General features: G+C 62.8%; 19 protein-coding genes. All 19 read left to right on the top strand.

The window, feature by feature from the left end:
• Positions 1–267 precede the first annotated feature (267 nt).
• The 19 genes from GGR00_RS21435 to GGR00_RS21345 all read left to right on the top strand — a co-directional run bounded on the left by GGR00_RS21435 (position 268) and on the right by GGR00_RS21345 (position 18,753).
• Complete coding sequence (locus GGR00_RS21435; protein ID WP_184701034.1) at positions 268–1,002, top strand: CPBP family intramembrane glutamic endopeptidase; 735 nt, start codon at positions 268–270, stop codon at positions 1,000–1,002.
• Positions 1,003–1,084: 82 nt separating this feature from the next.
• Positions 1,085–1,768: an NAD(P)H:quinone oxidoreductase gene (wrbA, locus tag GGR00_RS21430; protein WP_184701032.1), complete on the top strand. Its 684-nt coding sequence runs from the start codon at positions 1,085–1,087 to the stop codon at positions 1,766–1,768.
• Positions 1,769–1,782: 14 nt separating this feature from the next.
• Positions 1,783–2,367, top strand: coding sequence for a VOC family protein (locus GGR00_RS21425; protein ID WP_184701030.1), 585 nt, complete (start codon positions 1,783–1,785; stop codon positions 2,365–2,367).
• Between the two features lie 47 nt (positions 2,368–2,414).
• Positions 2,415–3,422 carry a TAXI family TRAP transporter solute-binding subunit gene (locus GGR00_RS21420; protein WP_184701028.1) on the top strand — a complete coding sequence of 336 codons (1,008 nt, stop codon included), beginning with the start codon at positions 2,415–2,417 and terminating at the stop codon, positions 3,420–3,422.
• Positions 3,423–3,482: 60 nt separating this feature from the next.
• Positions 3,483–4,739 carry a CaiB/BaiF CoA transferase family protein gene (locus tag GGR00_RS21415; protein WP_184701026.1) on the top strand — a complete coding sequence of 419 codons (1,257 nt, stop codon included), beginning with the start codon at positions 3,483–3,485 and terminating at the stop codon, positions 4,737–4,739.
• On the top strand, positions 4,736–5,701 hold the full coding sequence (locus GGR00_RS21410; protein WP_184701024.1) for a hydroxymethylglutaryl-CoA lyase: 966 nt from the start codon (positions 4,736–4,738) through the stop codon (positions 5,699–5,701). Before GGR00_RS21415 ends, GGR00_RS21410 begins: the two co-directional genes overlap by 4 nt.
• Positions 5,702–5,714: 13 nt before the next feature.
• On the top strand, positions 5,715–6,257 hold the full coding sequence (gene rraA, locus GGR00_RS21405) for a ribonuclease E activity regulator RraA (protein ID WP_210315103.1): 543 nt from the start codon (positions 5,715–5,717) through the stop codon (positions 6,255–6,257).
• 51 nt (positions 6,258–6,308) lie between these two features.
• Complete coding sequence (locus GGR00_RS21400) at positions 6,309–6,683, top strand: VOC family protein (protein WP_184701022.1); 375 nt, start codon at positions 6,309–6,311, stop codon at positions 6,681–6,683.
• Between the two features lie 169 nt (positions 6,684–6,852).
• Positions 6,853–7,809 (top strand): hypothetical protein, encoded by a 957-nt coding sequence (locus GGR00_RS21395; protein WP_184701020.1) that lies wholly within the window; start codon positions 6,853–6,855, stop codon positions 7,807–7,809.
• Between the two features lie 76 nt (positions 7,810–7,885).
• A complete protein-coding gene (locus GGR00_RS21390) occupies positions 7,886–8,605 on the top strand; it encodes a dienelactone hydrolase family protein (protein WP_184701018.1) in 720 nt (239 codons plus the stop codon).
• A 126-nt stretch (positions 8,606–8,731) separates the two neighbouring features.
• Positions 8,732–9,955: an MFS transporter gene (locus GGR00_RS21385; protein ID WP_184701016.1), complete on the top strand. Its 1,224-nt coding sequence runs from the start codon at positions 8,732–8,734 to the stop codon at positions 9,953–9,955.
• 157 nt (positions 9,956–10,112) lie between these two features.
• Positions 10,113–10,955, top strand: coding sequence for a VOC family protein (locus tag GGR00_RS21380; protein ID WP_184701014.1), 843 nt, complete (start codon positions 10,113–10,115; stop codon positions 10,953–10,955).
• 10 nt (positions 10,956–10,965) lie between these two features.
• Entirely contained in the window at positions 10,966–11,826 is an 861-nt protein-coding gene (locus GGR00_RS21375) for a fumarylacetoacetate hydrolase family protein (protein WP_184701012.1), read from the top strand.
• Positions 11,827–11,828: 2 nt separating this feature from the next.
• Positions 11,829–12,614, top strand: a complete 786-nt coding sequence (locus tag GGR00_RS21370; protein WP_184701010.1) for an IclR family transcriptional regulator — start codon at positions 11,829–11,831, stop codon at positions 12,612–12,614.
• 116 nt (positions 12,615–12,730) lie between these two features.
• Positions 12,731–14,329 (top strand): bifunctional 3-(3-hydroxy-phenyl)propionate/3-hydroxycinnamic acid hydroxylase, encoded by a 1,599-nt coding sequence (locus GGR00_RS21365; protein ID WP_184701008.1) that lies wholly within the window; start codon positions 12,731–12,733, stop codon positions 14,327–14,329.
• 499 nt (positions 14,330–14,828) lie between these two features.
• The gene (locus GGR00_RS21360) at positions 14,829–15,545 is read left to right on the top strand and encodes an antitoxin Xre/MbcA/ParS-like domain-containing protein (RefSeq protein ID WP_184701006.1); all 717 of its coding nucleotides are present in this window, start codon (positions 14,829–14,831) and stop codon (positions 15,543–15,545) included.
• A 291-nt stretch (positions 15,546–15,836) separates the two neighbouring features.
• Positions 15,837–16,901: a porin gene (locus tag GGR00_RS21355; protein ID WP_184701004.1), complete on the top strand. Its 1,065-nt coding sequence runs from the start codon at positions 15,837–15,839 to the stop codon at positions 16,899–16,901.
• A gap of 290 nt (positions 16,902–17,191) precedes the next feature.
• A complete protein-coding gene (dctP, locus tag GGR00_RS21350; RefSeq protein WP_184701001.1) occupies positions 17,192–18,169 on the top strand; it encodes a TRAP transporter substrate-binding protein DctP in 978 nt (325 codons plus the stop codon).
• Between the two features lie 71 nt (positions 18,170–18,240).
• Positions 18,241–18,753, top strand: coding sequence for a TRAP transporter small permease subunit (locus GGR00_RS21345; protein WP_184700999.1), 513 nt, complete (start codon positions 18,241–18,243; stop codon positions 18,751–18,753).
• Positions 18,754–18,755 lie beyond the last annotated feature (2 nt).

The raw sequence follows: 18,755 nt of genomic DNA, 5'->3' as shown, positions 1-18,755 counted from the left end.
TCATCGACCAGGGGATCAGACATCGTTGTTCCCGAACGCAAAAACATGCGGTCGAACATTCTCGCATCAAGTGCCAAAATCAAGTGACGATTATCGCAATTAACTGCTAATTATCAAATTAAATGCCCTCGCACCGCTTTGATATCATTATGTTCCGATTCTTGCGGTTTAATGGAAAGTCACAGTGGAATAAAGATGGTGTGTTGATCGTCATCGCCGGGAGCGGTCTTGCAGGCGATTTGCAGCGTCGGGACAAGAGATAAGCAGATGGGCGTAAAACCGGACTTTCCATTCTACAACGGCCTTCCGGCCGAGTTGGGCGGGCGTGGGTGGCTATTGGTGCTTGGCGCGGTACTTGTCGCCTATCTGCAGCTGGTGTTGCTGCCGCTCCCTGGTTTTCCATTGAACTTCATCCCCGTCATCTTGTTCAGTGTGATCCCGCTTGCTGCCCTGGCTTGGGTGGGCGGCGCCTGGACGTCCCTGTTCCGTCGCTACGGGCCCAGGGAATTCGGACTCACGATCCTGTTCGGGTTGTTGACCTTGGTGGTGTCATTCGCAGCTGGGTTGATCCTGACTTTTCTGACCACGATGACTGCGAATCCGGTGTTGGTATCTGAACTGAGTTCCACAGACCTCGCGCTGCTCCTGGTACGTTCCGGGATACAGCTCGTTGGCGAGGAGACCGTCACGATCCTTCCGCTCCTCGCCGTAATGTGGTTTTGCTTCCAGCGATTGCACTGGTCGAGGTCTCGCAGTCTCGTCGCCGGCGTCGTCGTTTCGACGCTGTTGTTTGCGGCGATGCACCTGCCAACCTACGGGTGGAACGTCATCCAGTGCTTTGGCGTGATCGGCGTCGCACGCTTGGTGATGACCGTCTCCTATCTGTTGACCGGCAATTTGGCTGTGTCTATCGGAGCCCACGTCCTCCATGATTGGGCGCTCTTCTTTATGTCGTTCGCCGGGGCTCATGCGCCGATAGATCCGGCCGCGGGGGCTAGCTGATCGGGAGCCTCTGTGACTAAAAATTGATAATAAGTTTGATATGGACATGCTGAGATTTCCATATTATGAGAATGATATGGAAATGACGAGCAACCCAACCACGAACGACGAGGCCGCCCGCACGGGCCGGAGCCAGTTGCGCGTGCTGGTGCTGTTCCACTCCTGGAGCGGCAACACGCACTGCCTGGCAGAAGCCGTTGCGGCGGGTGCAGCGCTCGGGCCGGAGGTCAAGGTCGAGCTGCGGCGGGTGCCGGAGCTTCGCGACGAGCGCACGCTGCTGGAAGATCAGCGCATCGGCGCCAAGTTCGCCGTCATCCAGGCCTGCCCGGTGGCAACCGCCGACGACGTGACCGGTGCCGACGTGCTGGTTCTCGGCTGTCCGACGCGGATGGGGACCATGTCGGCGGAAATGAAGTGCTTCATCGACGGACTGAGCACGCTGTGGCGGGCAGGGGCCTTCGAGGATAAGGTTGGCGCTGCCTTCACCACGGCGTCGACGCCGCATGGCGGCCACGAGATGACCCTGATGTCGCTCGCCGTGGCGATGACCCATCTGGGCATGGTGATGGCTTCGCCGGGTTACACGGCAGCGATTTTTGAAGATGCTGGCTCTCCTTATGGCGCCACTGCGACCTCGAAGGTGCAGGGCGTGCGGGTGCGGCCATCGGAGGCGGACCAAACCGCGGCACAGGCACTGGGCAGGCGCGCGGCGCGTGTCGGCCAATTGCTCCGGCGTGGCAGGGATGCCGAAACAGTTCTCAGCTAAAGGAGGAAACAAACATGTCAACGACTGAGATCGGTCTACAGAACAGGACCATGGCGCCCGGCGAGCGGGACAAGAGCGACGAGAATGCATTCGGCCTCGCGAGCGTGGATCACTTCGCGCTTCCGACGCGCAACATCGCGGTGATGGAGCGTTTCGTGCGCGAGGTTCTCGGCGGCGTGCCGTATTATTATGCCGGCTTTGACGAGACCGACCGCAACATGGGTCGCGTGCCGCACATCTTCATCCGCGTCGGCAACGTGCTGTTCCAGTGCACGGAAGTGCCGGAAGGCGAGATGACCGTCAGCAAGGACGACGAGAACATCGCCCCGCACGTCGCCTTCAAGGTCACCGCCAAGGACCTCGAAGCCAATTTCGAGCGCCTGAAGAAGATCATCCCGGTGTCCGGTCCCTACCGTCACCGCGGCATCGACTGCACGACCTTCTACTTCATGACCCCGGAAGGCCATAAGCTCGAGATCTGCACCTGGGAGCCCTATCCCGAAGACAAGTCGCTGATGATGGGCGCGCCCGGCGTCGGCATCATGAAGTGGAGCGATCTCGTCCACGACTGGCCGAACGTGCCGGGCAAGTCTGCCTGACATCCGCCTCGCCCACCGCACCAGGCCAATATTAGGAGAGGTTACCCTTGATCATTCTCGACGACGACCATCCGGTCGAATTCAAGATGCTGACGCCGGGCTTCAACTGGCTGCGGCTGGGCGCGGTGCTGGCGCATGCGCTGAACGGCTATCACAGCCCGCTGCCCAAGGGGTCGACGATCTCGACCCACACCAAGCATGCCGGCCAGATGTGCTTCGAAGGACCCGAACTGGTCCATCGCGGCGTCTATCACACCGGCATGTCCTCGCCGCCCTGGCTGGTCAAGGCGATCGGCGAGGCCAAGGTCGCCTCCAGCCACGAACTCGACCTCGTGGCGCTGGCCGTGCTGCCGCACCACGATGTCTCGACGATGATGGTGCGCAAGGACCTGGGCATCACCAGCATCGAGCAGATCCGCGACCGCAAGATCCCGCTGCGCGTCGGCATCCCGCCGCGCGGCATGGATCATCCCGGCGGCTGGATCATCGACAAGGTGCTGGAGGAATACGGCTTCAGCCTTGCCGACATCGAGGCCTGGGGCGGCCAGGTGATCGATTCCGACCGGGCGCCGATCGAGGCGCTGGCGGTGCATGTCAAGCAGAAGAGCCGCATCGAAAAGCTGCGCGACGGCGACCTCGACGCGATCTTCGACGAGGCGATCATGACCAAGCCGTGGAAGGACATGACCGACGCCGTCGACATGCAGTTCCTGTCGGTCGACGCAGCGGTGCTGAAGCGGCTCGAGGCCAAGTACGGCGCCCGGGCGGCGACCCTGCCGGCCGGCAAGTTCCGCCTGCAGGACCAGGACGTGGCCTGCATCGACTTCAGCGGCTGGTGCCTGTATTGCCGCCGCGACCTGCCCGAGCGTTATGCCTATCTCGTCACCCAGGCGATCGTGCAGCATGCCTCGGAGGTCGAGGGCATGTACCCGCCGCCCTACAGCCCGCTGACCTCGCCGATCAGCGCGCAGGTGCTGTGCACCGACACCGCGCTGCCCTACCACCCCGGCGCCATCCGCTTCTACCAGGAGCAAGGCGCCAAGATCGGCGGCTGATCGCCGATCACGATGCCGCGGTGGAGGCCGCGGCAATCCAATCTGTGGAGGAGAGTTGCGATGAGCGCGCACGTCGAGGACGAGCGGTCGGCAGGGTGCGACCTGGCAACGGCGCAGCCGAGCGGGCCGCTGTCGCACATCACCGTGGTCGAGCTCGGCTCGTTCATCGCCGGCCCCTTCTGCGGCCAGCTTCTGGCCGACATGGGGGCGGAGGTGATCAAGGTCGAGCCGCCGGTAGTCGGCGACGCGATGCGCCAGTGGGGCGCCGTCAAGGCCACCAACGGACGTTCGCTGTGGTGGCCGGTCATCGGCCGCAACAAGCGTTCCATCACGCTCGACCTCCGCAAACCCGAAGCACAGCAGATCGTTCGCGAACTGGTCCGCGATGCGGACGTGTTGATCGAGAATTTCCGGCCGGGCACTCTGGAGCGCTGGGGTCTTTCACCCGAGACGCTACGCCAGGAAAACGACAAGCTCATCGTTGCCCGCGTGTCGGGGTTCGGCCAGACCGGACCCTACAGCGACCGCGCCGGTTTCGGCGCCATAGCCGAGGCGATGAGCGGACTCAGGAGCCTCACCGGCCATCCCGACAGGATGCCGACGCGCGTCGGTATCTCGATCGGTGACTCGCTTGCCGGTCTCTACGCCACCATCGGCGTGCTGTCGGCGCTGGTCGCCCGCCCGGGCCGGCAGGGCCTGGGGCAGGATGTCGACGTGTCGATTGCTGAGAGCGTGCTTGGGGTCCTGGAAAGCGTCGTTCCCGAATTCGCTGAAACAGGTTCGATCCGCCAGCGTACCGGGCCGATCCTTCCCGGCATTGCGCCCTCGAATCTCTATCCTACAGCTGATGGACAGCCGGTGCTGATCGGCGCCAACGCCGACGGCCTGTTCAAGGAACTGGCCTTGGCAATGGATGCGGCGGAGCTCGCCATCGACGAACGATTTGCCAGTCATGCGGCGCGCGGCCGCTACCAGCATGAACTCGACGAAATCATCGCCGGCTGGACCGCGACGAAGACGCAGGCCGAACTGTTGCAACTGATGGACGAGCACGGCATCCCCGCCGGTCCGGTCAACGACGCGCAGGCGGTGGCCGAGGATCCGCATTTCAGGGCGCGTGAGGCGGTGCTGGAAGTTCCCGATCCGACATTCGGCAGCGTCACCATGCAAGGGGTGTTCCCCAAGCTCTCGGCGACGCCCGGTCGTGTCCGCTGGACCGGTCCCGAACTCGGCGCCGACACTGACGACATCCTGTCCCGTCGGCTCGGCTACGATGCCGACCAGATTGCGCGGCTGCGGCAGGACGGGGTGTCATGACCGTCGAAAGCACTGTTGGCGCCTCTGGCGGGGCGCTGCCCAAGTCGGTCAGGATCGTGGAGGTCGGGCCGCGCGACGGCCTCCAGAACGAGAAGGGTCTGGTGCCCCTCGCCGCCAAGGTCGCATTAATCGAGCGACTGGTCGCCGCCGGACTGCGGACGATCGAGGCCGGCAGTTTCGTGGCCCCGCGCTGGGTGCCGCAGATGGCGGATACTGATCGTGTCGTGGCGCAGTTTCGCTCCACCCTCGATGTCGAAATGCCGGTGCTGGTGCCTAACCTCAAGGGACTGGAACTGGCCAAGGCGGCCGGCGCACGCACCGTGGCCATCTTTGCCGCCGCGACCGAGAGTTTTGCGCGCGCCAATCTCAACGCGCCGCGCGCCGAAAGCATTGCCCGCTTCGCCGAAGTGGCGGCGGGAGCGCGGGCCCACGGGATGCGGGTGAGGGGCTATGTCTCCTGTGCCGTGCACTGTCCGTATGAGGGCTGGGTCGAGCCCGGCGTGGCTGCCGAACTCGCTGCCGCGCTCACCGAAATGGGCTGCTACGAAGTTTCCATGTGCGACACGACAGGTGCTGCCTCGCCGGGCCGCGCCAGGGCCATGGCCGCGGCCACCATCGCTGCCATTCCGCTCGAGCAGGTGGCAGTCCATTTTCACGACACGTTCGGCCAGGCGCTGGTCAACACGCTGACATGCCTCGAACTTGGCATCTCGGTGGTCGACAGCTCTGTCTCTGGTCTGGGTGGATGCCCATATTCGCCGGGGGCCGCGGGCAACCTTGCGACCGAGGACCTCGTCTACATGCTTGAGGGGCTCGGCATCGAGACCGGTGTCGACCTCGAAGCGCTGGTCGAGGCCGGGAGGCAGATTTCAGGCGTCCTGGGCCGCACGCCGGCCAGCCGTACGGCGCTGGCGATGGCCGGACGCCGGACAACGACATGCAACGCCCCGCTCTCCAACTGAAGGCGACACGACGATGATAATGACGACCGCCGATCTCTATGATCACTACCACCAGACCCTGCACGTGTGCGAACTGCAGTTCCGCAGCTTCGGCCGCCGCAAGCGCTTCTTCGGGCAATGCGCCACGGTATGGACGCATGAGGACCACCTGCCGGTGCTGAACGCGCTCAAGGCCGACGGCACGGGCAAGGTTCTCGTCGTCGACGGCGGCGGTTCGCTCAAGGTCGGCGTGATGGGCGACCGCATCGCCAGTGTCGCCGTCGAAAACAACTGGGCCGGCGTGATCATCCATGGTGCCGTGCGCGACACCTGCGCCATCGACGAGCTCGACCTTGGGGTCAAGGCGCTGGGCGCGACGGCCCGGCGTGGCTGGGACCCGGTTTCAGGCGTCGGCAATGGCGTCGTCAATTTCGGCGGAGCCCTGTTCAGCCCGGGCCAGTGGATCTATGCCGACGAGGATTGCGTCCTGGTCAGCCCGAACGAACTCGACTTTGAGCTGGCGAGCCAGACGGCGGCTCCCATATCGGCGCTCGAGGTCGCGGCAAACTACAAGTGACGGTCAGGAGAGGCAGGCATCTCCGCGGATGCGGCCTTGCAGGGTAGGGCGATGTTCACGCTGGATCATCTTCATTGCTGGAACCGGGAGCCGGAGGCTGCCGCCCAGGCTTATGTCGACATGTTCGGGGCGGAGCGCTTGTCGTCCAGCATCACGGCAAACGGCCTTCGCGTCGTCATACGCCTGGCCGGGCAACTGATCTATGTCGAGCAGGCGCCCGAGGGCGAGACCGAGCCCGACCGCAACGGACTGGAGCATCTTGCGCTTGCCACGGATACCTTCGATACGGACATCGACGACCTGCGGCGCAAGGGCGCGCGGTTTCTCGTCGAGCCGAAGCAGGCGCGACCCGGCGTCCGCATTGCTTTCGTCGAGGTGCCGGACCGCGGGCGTGTCGAGATCGTCGAGCAAGCCAGGCTGGCATAGTGCAGCGCAACAATGTTATAATGCAGCGCAATAATTATAAAGAAAATATCGTAAAATGATAATATGATGTTGACTTGTAATGAGATTATTCAATTATGAGAAATGTGGAAGTTCACCGGACGGCAAAACTTCACCATCGTCCAGAAGTGATACATCAAGGGGAAACGCTATGAACCGTCGCACATTCCTGGGCAGCTCCGCGGTACTCGCCGCAGCTTCGCTGCTCGCTTACAAGGGCAACGCACTGGCCCAGGCCATGGGAACGGACCCGGATCCGGCACCAATCGGACTGAAGACGGTCGAGGCCATCTACAAGAGCTCGAACGGCAATGTGGTGGCGATGGACTCGCTGCTCTACATCTACGACAAGAGCATCACCGTCAACGACGTCGTCATTGCCGGCTCCTACTGCGGCGCTGCCAACCTGCCGCATGCCATCAAGACCGGCGTCAAGGCGATGATCGCCCACAATGCAGGTATCGGCAAGGACGACGCCGGCATCGGCGCGCTGTATCTCGGCGAAAAGCATGATTTCCCCGTTGCTGCCGTGGAATGCCTGTCGGCATCGATCTCGAACGGCCGCTCGATGGCAGCCGGCATCATCAGCCACGCCAATGCCCAGGCGCTCGCCCTCGGCGTGAAGCCGGGCCAGAACGTGACCGAGGCAGCCAAGCTTCTGCTCGCCGCCCATGCCGGAAACCCGAGCGACGTCGCCGTTCCGTTCGACAAGAAGGTGTTCGAGAGGGACAAGGTCGGCAGCAGCCGCATCTACGCCTCCTCGGCATTGACCAACCTGCTGCCGGAAGACGACCACAGCAACGACGTGATCGCCTGGGGCGCGCATTCGGGTTCGATCGCCGCCGACCTGGTCAAGAAGTGGAAGGTCAAGGGCTGGATCGGCAACGATGCCGGCATGGCCAAGAACCACACCGGCATCGGCGGCCTGCCGGCCTGCAACGCCATCGGCGTGGCTGCTGCCGCGGTATCGTCCATGTCGGCGCGCATCGGCGATGGCGTCAGCACCTACGAGGACGGCATCATCTCGGCAGCCAACGATCTCGCTCGCCAGAAGGGCGTGCGCGAAGGCATGAAGGCAGCCGAGGCGCTGCGGCTGCTCGCAGCCTGAAGCTTCAACCCAGAGGCCGGATGTTGTTGTCCGGCCTCCCAACGGCTAGTTCATTTCCAACTGAGGAGCATGTGCCATGCGGACCGAAGAGTTCGACTACAACCACACGGGGCGGAGTTTCGGCGCATATGCTGCCTATGACGAGACGCAGACGGGCAAGCGCCCGGGCGTCCTGGTGATCCACGACCTGTGGGGCCTGGGCGAGCAGCCCAAGGAACGGGCCCGCCGGCTGGCCGAACTCGGTTATGTCGGGCTCGCTATCGACCTGTTCGGCGACCGCTTCCAGCCAAAGGCCCTGGGCGAGGCGCTGCCGATCGTCGGCGAAATGCGCGCCAACTCGCGCAGCTTCCGTGACCGTCTGCTTGCCGGTCTCGAGCAGCTCGCCAACCATCCCGAGGTCGATTCCTCGCGCATGGGTGCGATCGGCTTCTGCCTTGGCGGCATCTCGGTGCTCGAACTTGCCCGTGACGGCGCCGACCTGAAAGGCGTCGTCTGCTTCCACGGCAACCTCGATGCTGTCGAGCCGGCTAAGAAGGGCGCGGTCAAGGCCAAGGTGCTCGTCTGCACCGGCGGCGGCGACGGTATCGTTCCCGATACCCAGATCTCGACTTTCCAGGACGAGATGCGCAATGCCGATGCCGATTGGCAGGTCAACGTCTATGGTGGGGCCGAACACAGCTTCACCAACATCTATGCCGACCGCGCGGGCATTCCCGGCGTCAGCTACCACGAAAAGGCCGACCGCCGTTCGTGGGACGCCATGCGCGGCTTCTTTGGCGAAGCCTTCGCGAAGTAGTTGCTGACGAACTGGCGATCGCTGCTTGATGGCGGCGATCGCTTCAGCACATAGCCGCCGTACTCTCGTCAAAACTGCCTCGCGGCGGCGGCCTGCCGGGCACTTGTTCCAGTCCGGATAACAGCCATGCTTGTCGAACAGACCAGGCCCGCGGCCGATGTGGCGCGCGCGCCTATTCCATGGCGCGCGGTTGCGCTCCTGTCGCTCGCCGCCTTTGCCAGCGCCGCCTCCATCCGCGTCGCCGACCCGCTTCTGCCGGCGATCGGCAGCGAGTTCAGTGTCAGCACCGGCGTCGCTGCCAATGTGGTGATCGCCTTTTCGATCACCTACGGCATGTTTCAACTCGTCGGCGGCCTGATCGGCGACCGCTTCGGAAAATTCCGGACCGCCACGGTGGCGACGCTGCTTTCGGGCTTCGGCGCGCTGCTGTGCGTTTACGCCGTCTCGATCGACGCCTTGACCCTTGCCCGCCTGGCGTCGGGCGCGGCTGCCGCGGCCATCATGCCGATGGCGCTGGCCTGGATCGGCGATTCTGTCGACTTCGAGCAGCGCCAGAATGTGCTCGCCCGTTTTTTGCCCGGCCAGATCCTCGGAGTGGTGTTCGGCCAGGCGATCGGCGGCGTGCTTGCCGAATTCATGGGCTGGCGCAGCGTTTTCCTGGTCATTGCGGGCCTGCAATTCGCCGTCGGCGCGGCGATGCTGTTCGAACTCTGGCTTAGGCGCAAGGCAGAGACCAAGTCGGTCGTGCAGGAACTGGGTCCGGTAGCGCTGTTCAAGCGGATGGGCGGGCTGCTGCGCGACGGCTGGGTACGCATCGTCCTCGCCGCTGTTTTCATCGAAGGCTTCGCCGTGTTCGGCGCCATGGCCTTCCTGGCAAGCTACTTGCAACTCGACTACGGGCTGAGCGTCGGCGGTGCAGGCGTCGTCGTGGCCACATTCGGCCTGGGCGGGCTCGTCTTTTCCTTCACGTCCCAGCGCTTGCTCGACTGGTTGGGTGCAGCGGGGCTGGCGCGCCGTGGCGGGCTGGTGCTGTCCATCGCCTTCGGCCTGCTCAGCGTCATGCCGACGGTATGGCTGGCGCCCGTGCTAACCGCGGCAATGGGGCTCGGCTTCTACATGCTGCACAACACGCTGCAGGTGAGCGCCACCCAGATGGCGCCGGAGGCACGGGGGACAGGAGTGGCGATCTACGCATCGTCGTTGTTCTTCGGGCAAACCGCGGGTGTCGCCGCAGCGGCCTTCGTCTTCGACCGATGGGGTGCCGCCCCTGTTTTCATCGCTGCATCGGTCATCCTGCCCATCCTGGCTTCCTGGTTCGCGGCCCGGCTTGGCAGCAGCGGCGAGCGCTGACTCGCGGCAGCTCTGCGAGCCGGTGTGGGGGTGGCTCCTGTCGTGCGGCCTGTTTGGTTCGATGTTGTTGGTTTATTAAGGCGGAATAGTCAAAAAATGAGAATTTTAGATTGACATGCTGTGCCAAATTATCACAATGGAGTTATAGGAGATCAACATGAAGCTTACGACCGTTGAGGCGGGTGCTTATCTGCACCACATCCACCTGCACAGCCCGGATCCGGACGCCCTGGCGCAGTTCTATAGCGACACCATGGATATGCCGGTGATGGAGCGCGATGGCGACGTCATCATCTGCCGCGGCCCACGCCGCCGGGTACTGATCAGCAAGGGACCGGCCAAGAAGCTGGCGCATGCCGCCTTTGCTTGCCGCGACGAGACCGGGCTCAAGCGCATTCGCGATCGTGCCGTCGAAGAAGGCCTCGACCCGCGCACCTTCTCGACGCCGCTGCTCGGACCGGGTGCCTTCGTGGTTCGCGATCCCGACGGCAACCAGGTCGTGTTCGGCATGGCCAAGGGTGGCGACGAGATCAAGGGCGGCATCAACGGCCCGATCCAGCACCTGACGCTTGCTTCGCAGGACATCGGCGCCATCGAGCGCTTCTATGCCGGCATGCTCGGATTTGCGGTATCGGACCGCGTGCTTGGCGACGATGGCGAGGTGATGACCTGCTTCATGCGCTCCAACCATGAGCACCACACGCTGGCCTGCTTCCTCCATCGCGACCGCTCGGGCATCGATCACCACTCCTACGAGGCTGGCGACTTCACCACGATCCGCGACTGGTGCGATCGTTTCGCCGACCGCGAGATCAAGCTGATGTGGGGACCGGGGCGCCACGCGCCGGGCAACAACATCTTCATCTTCATCGTCGATCCGGACGGCAACTGGATCGAAGTTTCAGCCGAACTCGAGGTCGTCTACGACCGTCCGGTTCGCGAATGGCCGCATGTCGAGCGCACGCTCAACATGTGGGGCGATGGCCTGATGCGGGCCTAAGGAGAGCAGTATGCGTTTTGTATCTTTCGAAGCCGAGGGCAAGGCGAGCTACGGCATCGTCACCGGCAAGGGTATCCACGATCTCGGCGCCCGTATCGGTTCCGTCGTTCCGGACCTGAAGTCCTATCTCAAGGCGGCAGAGCTCGGGCTGGTTCCTGCTGCAACGGCAGGTCTTGCCGCCGACTATGCGGTTGGCGACATCGCCTACCTGCCGCCGGTCACCGAGCCGGGCAAGGTCATCTGCGTCGGCCTCAACTATGAGGGCCATCGGCTGGAGACAGGGCGGCCGAAGCAGACCTATCCGACGCTGTTCGCGCGCTTTGCCGACACGCTGATCGGTCACAACGTGGCGATCCGCCGGCCGCCGGTTTCCGAGGCGCTCGACTATGAGGGCGAGCTTGCTGTGGTCATCGGCCGCAGCGGCTTCCGCATCCCCAAGGAAGAGGCTGCATCGTTCGTTGCCGGTTACTCCTGCTTCAACGATGCTTCGCTGCGCGATTTCCAGAACCACACGCACCAGTTCATGCCGGGCAAGAACTTCCCCGGTACCGGCGCGTTCGGCCCCGACATGGTGACCCCCGATGAGGTCGGCCCGCTTGGTGACCTCAAGATCGAGACCCGGCTCAATGGCGTCGTCGTCCAGCAGGCCAAACTCGAGGAACTGCTGTTCTCGATCGAGGAGCTGATCACCTACATCTCGATCTTCACCCCGCTTGCCCCCGGCGATGTGCTGGTCACGGGCACGCCGGGCGGTGTCGGCTTCAAGCGCACGCCGCCTCTTTACATGAAACCTGGCGATGTTGTTGAAGTCGAGATTGATAAAGTCGGTCAATTACGCAATGAAATCGCAGAGGAACAGCCGAAGGGATAGTCATGTCGGGATTGGATCGGTTCGTTGCGGTTCTGTCGCTTTATAGCGAGAGCGCCGATGTCTGGTCCGTCCAGGAGATGGCGAATGCCTTGGACATGCCTGCAAGCACCGTCTACCGCATCGTGCGGGACCTGGTGAAGGCATCGTTCCTCGAACCGGCGACCGGCGCCCGCTATCGGCTGGGCTCCGCGTTTCCACGCTACGACAGGCTGGCGCGCAATACCGATCCGGTGGTGCGCGCCGGAAGCTCGCTGCTGCACGAGGTTGTCCTGCAGGCTCGGGTGCCGTGCGTTGCGCTGCTGTCACGGCTTTGCAACGACATGGTCATGTGCATCGACCACGAGGCGGCGAAGAATGTCGAGTTCGAGTGGAGCTTGTTCGAGCGGGGCCGACCGATCCCGCTGACCAGGGGATCGACGTCGAAGGTGATACTGGCCCAGCTTCCGGCGCAGCAGCGCAAGAAGCTGCTGGCGGGCGGAAGCGGCAACGGTTCGGCGGAGGCCGCCGAACTCAGCCAGAAGAGTGACCTGTTCAGCTTCATCCGCAAGCAGGGCTACCATATCTCATATGGCGAGATCGATCCGTCGCTGATCGCCATCGCTGCGCCGATTTCGGTGCCGGAAATGGGCTTGTCGGCGAGCATCAGCCTGATCCTCGAGGCGAAGATCAACCACGAGGACCTGGAGCGCCGGCTGGTGCTGCTGCTCGTCTCGTCGGCCAGCCTGCTGACCGAACAGCTGCGGCGCTCGGAAGAGAGCGAACTCGCCGGCCAGATCGCCGTCGGCTAGCGCCGCGCGCATAGCAACAAGGACCGCAAAGGTCTTGATCCCGTGGGTTGTGCCTCCGGGAACCGCTGGACGCATGTCTTGCGACCGCCAGCGAAGCAATGGAAGGAAAGGCGGAGATGGCCGATTATCAATGCGATGTCGCGGTGCTCGGCGCCGGGCCGACCGGTTTGACCGTGGCCAACCTGCTTGGCCAGGCCGGCATCCGCGTCATCCTGATCGAGCGCAACGCCTCGACTGTCGGCGAGCCGCGCGCGGTGTCGATCGACGATGAATCGCTGCGGACGATGCAGGCGGCCGGGCTGGTCGACGACGTGCTCAAGGACGTCGCCCAGGATTACGGCTCCTACTATTATTCGGCGCGCGGAACCCGTTTCCTGGCCGTTGCGCCCAGCAGCCGCGACTACGGCTTTCCCAAGCGCAACGCCTTCTCGCAGCCAATCATCGAGGCGACCCTGTGCCGGGGCCTCGGCCGCTTCGCAAATGTCGAAACCCTGTTTGGACACGAGTGCGAAGCGATCGACGAACAGGCCGACGGTGTTGTGCTCAACCTAAAGGCTGGGGATGGCCGCGCGGCGACTGTGCGTGCCGCCTATCTCGTCGGCAGCGATGGCGCGCGCTCGATGGCGCGCAAGCATGTCGGCGCCACGTTCGACGGCTCGACCTACAAGCAGCGTTGGCTGATCGTCGACCTTGCCTCGACCCGCGAGCGACTGCGCCAGACCCGCATCATGTGCGATCCGGCGCGCCCGTTCATCACGTTGCCCGGACCGCGCGGCATCCGCCGCTACGAATTCCTGCTGCACGACCATGAAAACGATGGCTCGATGACCAGCGACGAGGCGATCCACCGACTGCTCTCGGCTTATGGACCCGACGCCGACCAGCCAGTGGTGCGCAGGCAGATCTACACCTTCCATGCCCGCATCGCCGACCGCTGGAATACCGATCGTGTCTACCTCGCCGGAGATGCCGCGCATCTGTCGCCGCCATTTGCCGGGCAGGGCATGAACAGCGGCGTTCGTGACGCCCACAACATCGCCTGGAAGCTGGCCTCCGTCGTCAAGGGCGAGATCGGGGCGGGATTGCTGAAGTCCTACCAGGCGGAGAGGCGGCCGCATGCGTCGGCGCTGATCCAGCTCGCGGTCCGCTCTGGCGGGGTGATGGTGCCGTCGTCTCGGCTGCACGCCTGGCTGGTCCAGACGGCCTTCCGGGTCAGCAGCCTCATACCAAGCGTGCAATCCTATTTTGCCCAGATGAAATACAAGCCTAAGCCTCACTACACCAAGGGCTTCATCAGGACCGACGACGAAGAGCTGAACATCGCCGGCCGCATGGCGCTGCAGCCGATGGTCGAGACGGCCGGTGGCCAGCGCGTGCTGCTCGATGATCTGTTGGGGCCGGGGTTCCGTCTCATCGCCTTCGGTGACGACGCGCAGCGCGTGCTCGACGAGGCGCGTAGTCAGTGGATGGGCTTCGATGTCGGGCGGCCGCTGGCAATCCTGCCTTCGACCACGCTGCCGGAACGCGAAGCCGCGGCCGACATCGAAGTCGTGCGTGAACTGGACGGGCTGATGGGCCGGATCATGCCGCAAGGCCGCACCGTGCTGATGCTCGTGCGCCCCGACCGCTACGTGGCTGCGGCGACGACCGGATCGCCCACCGCCTTTGCCGACAGGGTCAAGGCCATGCTTGCCGCGTGCGGTGAGAGGTCCTGACGGCCATTAGGGAGCCGTGAGGTGAAGATGGCTAGCGGCGCCCGAGGTTGCGGTGCCAGGGCATTCCAACTGCTCATTAATATCTAAATTCAGTAAATTAGATGTTTGACACATACATAATTATCAATATATGCGAATACTGCTGAAATGATTTGCGTGCCTGGCGGATGCCGGCTTGACGGCTATGCCGTCTGGGTCGGTTTGGCCGGAAGCGGGACGGCGGAGGACGTCACGTCCGGCGCAAATCGCATCGAAGGGAGGAAGTCGATGAAGTTGTCGCGAAACAATATTGCCGCGCCATGCGGCGTGCCGACCTAGGCGCGGACGCCTTCGCCGACCGGCGACGGCAGGTCCATGCCCGGAACCAGGCACTGGATTGTTGTTCCGGCTCATCCGAGGTTCGGCCAAGTGTGGGCGGCGTGGCAAGCCAGCCGGCGTCCTTCCGAGCCTGCATTCTCTTACCTGCTGTTCTCCATCGTCTCAACCCGGGGGAATGACAATGAATGTCGACATTCATCTGCAAGACACCAATTCCGGCAGGTATGCCGAAATCATCTCCAAAGAGGTCCGGAAGGTTTTCGCCGGAGACGATGTCTACGTCTGTGATGGCCTGATTTGCGCGGCAGGGAAACTTGCTGCCGAGATAGCGGCCGCCCTTGCCCGCCTTTCCCTTTGCGACCTCAGGGCCATCGGCGGCATGCGATCCGACCTGGCTGGGCTGGCGTCGCAGTTTGTCCACGCCGTTGCTGCAGAGGCCTCCGGGCAAGACCAACTGGATGCGTCGCGCCCCGTTGCGGGCGAAACGACAATGTCGACGGTCACCGGCCCGACACGGGCCGAACGTCGCGGCGATCTCGAAGCGATGGTTCTCGAAGATTGGGCGGGCCCCGTGGCCGGAGCGACGTATCTCGAGGAGAAGCTGAGGATACCGCGATCCACCCTGCATCGCTGGTACCGGCGAAATGAGGTCGTTGCCCTGCGCAAGGGACGTCAGCGCCATGTGTTTCCGCTGGCCCAGTTTGTCGACGGAAGGCCCGCTTCGGGGATTCGGGAGGTGCTCGCCCACATCGCGCATCCGCGGGTTGCCTGGTTCTGGATGGTGCATCCGGCGCTCCTGCTCGATGGCCGTGTCCCGATTGAATTACTTAGGCAGGATATGGTGGACGACGTCGTGTCGGCGGCTCACGAATACGCGAAATTTAAAGCAGAAATCTAATATGCGAGCCGATAGAATAATACATTTGGCACAAACTGCTTTATAATTATTCGTGCCATCTGTGCATATTGTATTATTTGTTTCAAATATTGTGATTTTAATATCACGATAAGTTCATAATTATCAAAATTTGCGAATTTCTTTTTGTAGATTAGGTCATATTAAGATACCAAGCCTTGGCGGGAAAATTGGAGGAACAGAGATTTTTCCGCTTCGGGGGTTTTGGTGTCGATGCTGGTAATCGGCAAATATACCTTGCCCATCATCAAGAATGATACTTGAGGTTAGGTCATGAATATAAAGAGAATTTCTCTCGGTTCGGCTGCGGCTTTGCTTTCGATCTCCGGTGCCCATGCGGCCGATGCTGTCGTCGTTGCCGAGGCGGAGCCGATGGAATACGTCCGTGTCTGCGACGTCTATGGCGCGGGCTTCTATTACATCCCGGGCACCGAGACCTGCCTGAAGGTCGGCGGCCTCGTTCGTTACCAGATCGACGTCTCGGACAACGACGATGGCTGGATCAAGTCGACGAAGGCTCGCGTCAATCTCGACGCCCGTTCGGAAACCGAATACGGCACGTTCCGCCGCTTCATGGAACTCGAATTCGCCAACGATGGCGGCGAGTTCGCTCGCAATGCAGCTGATCCGGCTGGTTATCTCCGCTATTCCGACGCCACAACCTCGAAGATTCGCTATGCCTTCTTCGAACTCGGTGGCCTGATGGTCGGTCGCAACGATACGCTGTTCGACGGCAATCTCGACGGCGAGTTCGACAAGGGCGGCGGTACCTTCATCAACCAGATCCGCTACTCGTTCGACGCCGGCAACGGCATTGCCGTGTCGGTCGGCCTGGAGGAAGAAGACAACAACTTCGACTACGTGCCGCTCATCACCGGCAAGGTGTCGGTGTCGCAGGGCTGGGGTTCGGTCAACCTTTACGCCGCCTATGACGACCGCTTCGAGGAATTCGCCCTCAAGGCTCTCGCCAACATCAAGGCGACCGACGTGCTGACCATCCAGGCGATCGCGACCTATGAGTCTGGCGCGACCTGGTTTGGCTTGCTTGCGCCGTACTCCGGCTACGACTGGTCGGCCGGCGGCTATCTGAAATACGCCGTCAACAAGCAGCTCTCGATCGGCGTCGGCGGCCAGTATTTTGGCGACCGCCATATCGGCAACTTCGCCACGGGCCAGACCGTCGATCTCAATGCCGACGATTGGGCGATCGGCGCCGTCATCGACTACAAGATCGTCGAAAACCTGCGCACCAAGCTGGCGGTCAACTACAATGATGGCGACAGCTATCCGACTGACGGCTCGTTCAGCGGCTTCCTGCGCCTCGACGCATCGTTCTGATCTAATCCTGGATTGATTGGAGCAAGCCCGGCGGCATTCCGCCGGGCTTATTGCATTCTGGAATGGCCAGGGTTGTGCTGGTCGTCGAGATGCGTGCGGCTTCAATCCCAAAAAATGGTAATAGCTGTATTTGCTATTTACAAAATTATCATAATACGCAAATCTGAATATACGGCCTGAGCATTGATCGTGCATTGGTTCGATGGAGGGACCCGATCCTGGCCGTTGATCAGGGTGGGTGCCGGAGGACATCGCGCCGGGGTGCAGGCCGCATCGAAGGGAGGAAATCGATGAAGTTTTTCAGAATTTGCATTGCTGCCATCGTGGCTCTTGCGCCATTCGGCGCTGCTGCCGACGAGATCGTTCTCAAATCGGTGTCGACCTGGCCGAGTTCTTATGCCGTGGTGAAGGAGTACCTGCGCTTTGTCGAGCGAGTGAATGAGGCCGGCAAGGGCGTCGTCCGTATCGAGCATGTCGGCGGCCCTGAAGTCGTGCCCGCCGACCAGCAGGACACGGCGATCCGCAATGGCGTGTTCGACATCCAGTTCGGCGCCGCTTCCTATTATTCGGGCGTGGTGCCCGAAGCCGATGCGCTGAAAGCATCCGAGCTGACGCCTGTCGAGGCGCGCAAGGCGGGTGCCATCGAACTGCTGTCCGGGATCTGGCGCAAGAAGCTGAATGCCGAGGTGCTGGCCTGGATGAGCGGCGGCGTCGGTTTCTACCTGTACCTGACAGAAGCGCCGAAGCTGACCGAAGAGGGTGTCCCCGATCTGCGCGGCCTGAAGCTGCGTTCGTCCTCGGCCTACAAGGACTGGTTCGAGGCGATGGGCGCGACCAATGTCATGATGGCGCCGCCCGAGACCTTCTCGGCCTTCGAGCGCGGCATGGTCAATGGGTTGGCAGCAACCGCCATCAACTTCCGCGACGTCGGCGTCACCAAATTCATCAAGGCCCGTGTCAGCCCGTCCGTCTGGCAGATCGATACCCTGATCGTGATGAACGCCGGCAAGTTCGACGCCCTGTCGGAGGCAGCCCGCAAGGTGCTGGTCGATGCAGCCATCGCGCAGGAAGCGCAGACCATGGATGCCTACCGCATCCAGGCCGACGAAGAAGCGGCCGAAATCGCCAAGTCGGGCGTGCAGTTCGTAGAACTGAGCACCGATGCCGGGGCCAAGTACAAGGCACTTGCCCACCAACTCGTTTGGGAGCGTCTGGCGCGCAATGCGCCCGACAACGCCGACGCGCTGCGTCGCGCGCTCTCCAGATAATCCTCCCAGGGTGCCGTCGGCGCGAAGGACGCGTCGGCGGCACGACCGTGAAAAATCTGGAGATAGAAAACGTGGCTTCCATTGCTAAGACCTATGACACCATCAGCGACGCATGCTGCGTCGGCCTGGCGGGCGCAGCGCTGGTCTTCACCTGCGTATCCGTTCTCTACGACGTCGGCGCGCGCGCTGCCGGCCTGCAGCCGCCGATCTGGACGAGTGCGGCGACCGAATACGCCATGCTGCTTCTGACCATGGCGATCGCTCCCTATCTGGTGCGGCACCACGGCCATGTGCGCATCGAAATCCTCAGCCGGACACTGTCCGCCGCCGGACAATCGTTTCTCCACAGAGGCGTGAGCCTCGTCGGCTTCGGCGTCTGCATGGTGGTGGTGGTCATCGCCGTTCGCATGGGCATCGACGTCCACGGCCGCGGCGAGCTCGACATCCGCTCGATCGAGATGCCGCGCTGGGCGCTGTTCGCGGTGATCGCGGCAGGCTTCGGCCTCTGCGCGGTCGAGTTCCTGCGTCAGGGCCTGTCGCCGGCGACCGACGTCGAAGCCCACGATGCGACGGGAGGGCTGTGACC

It is taken from the genome of Aminobacter aganoensis, assembly GCF_014206975.1.
Taxonomy (GTDB): domain Bacteria; phylum Pseudomonadota; class Alphaproteobacteria; order Rhizobiales; family Rhizobiaceae; genus Aminobacter; species Aminobacter aganoensis.
Note: the sequence above shows the minus strand (reverse complement) of the source record. Positions and strands in the feature narration are given on the sequence as shown.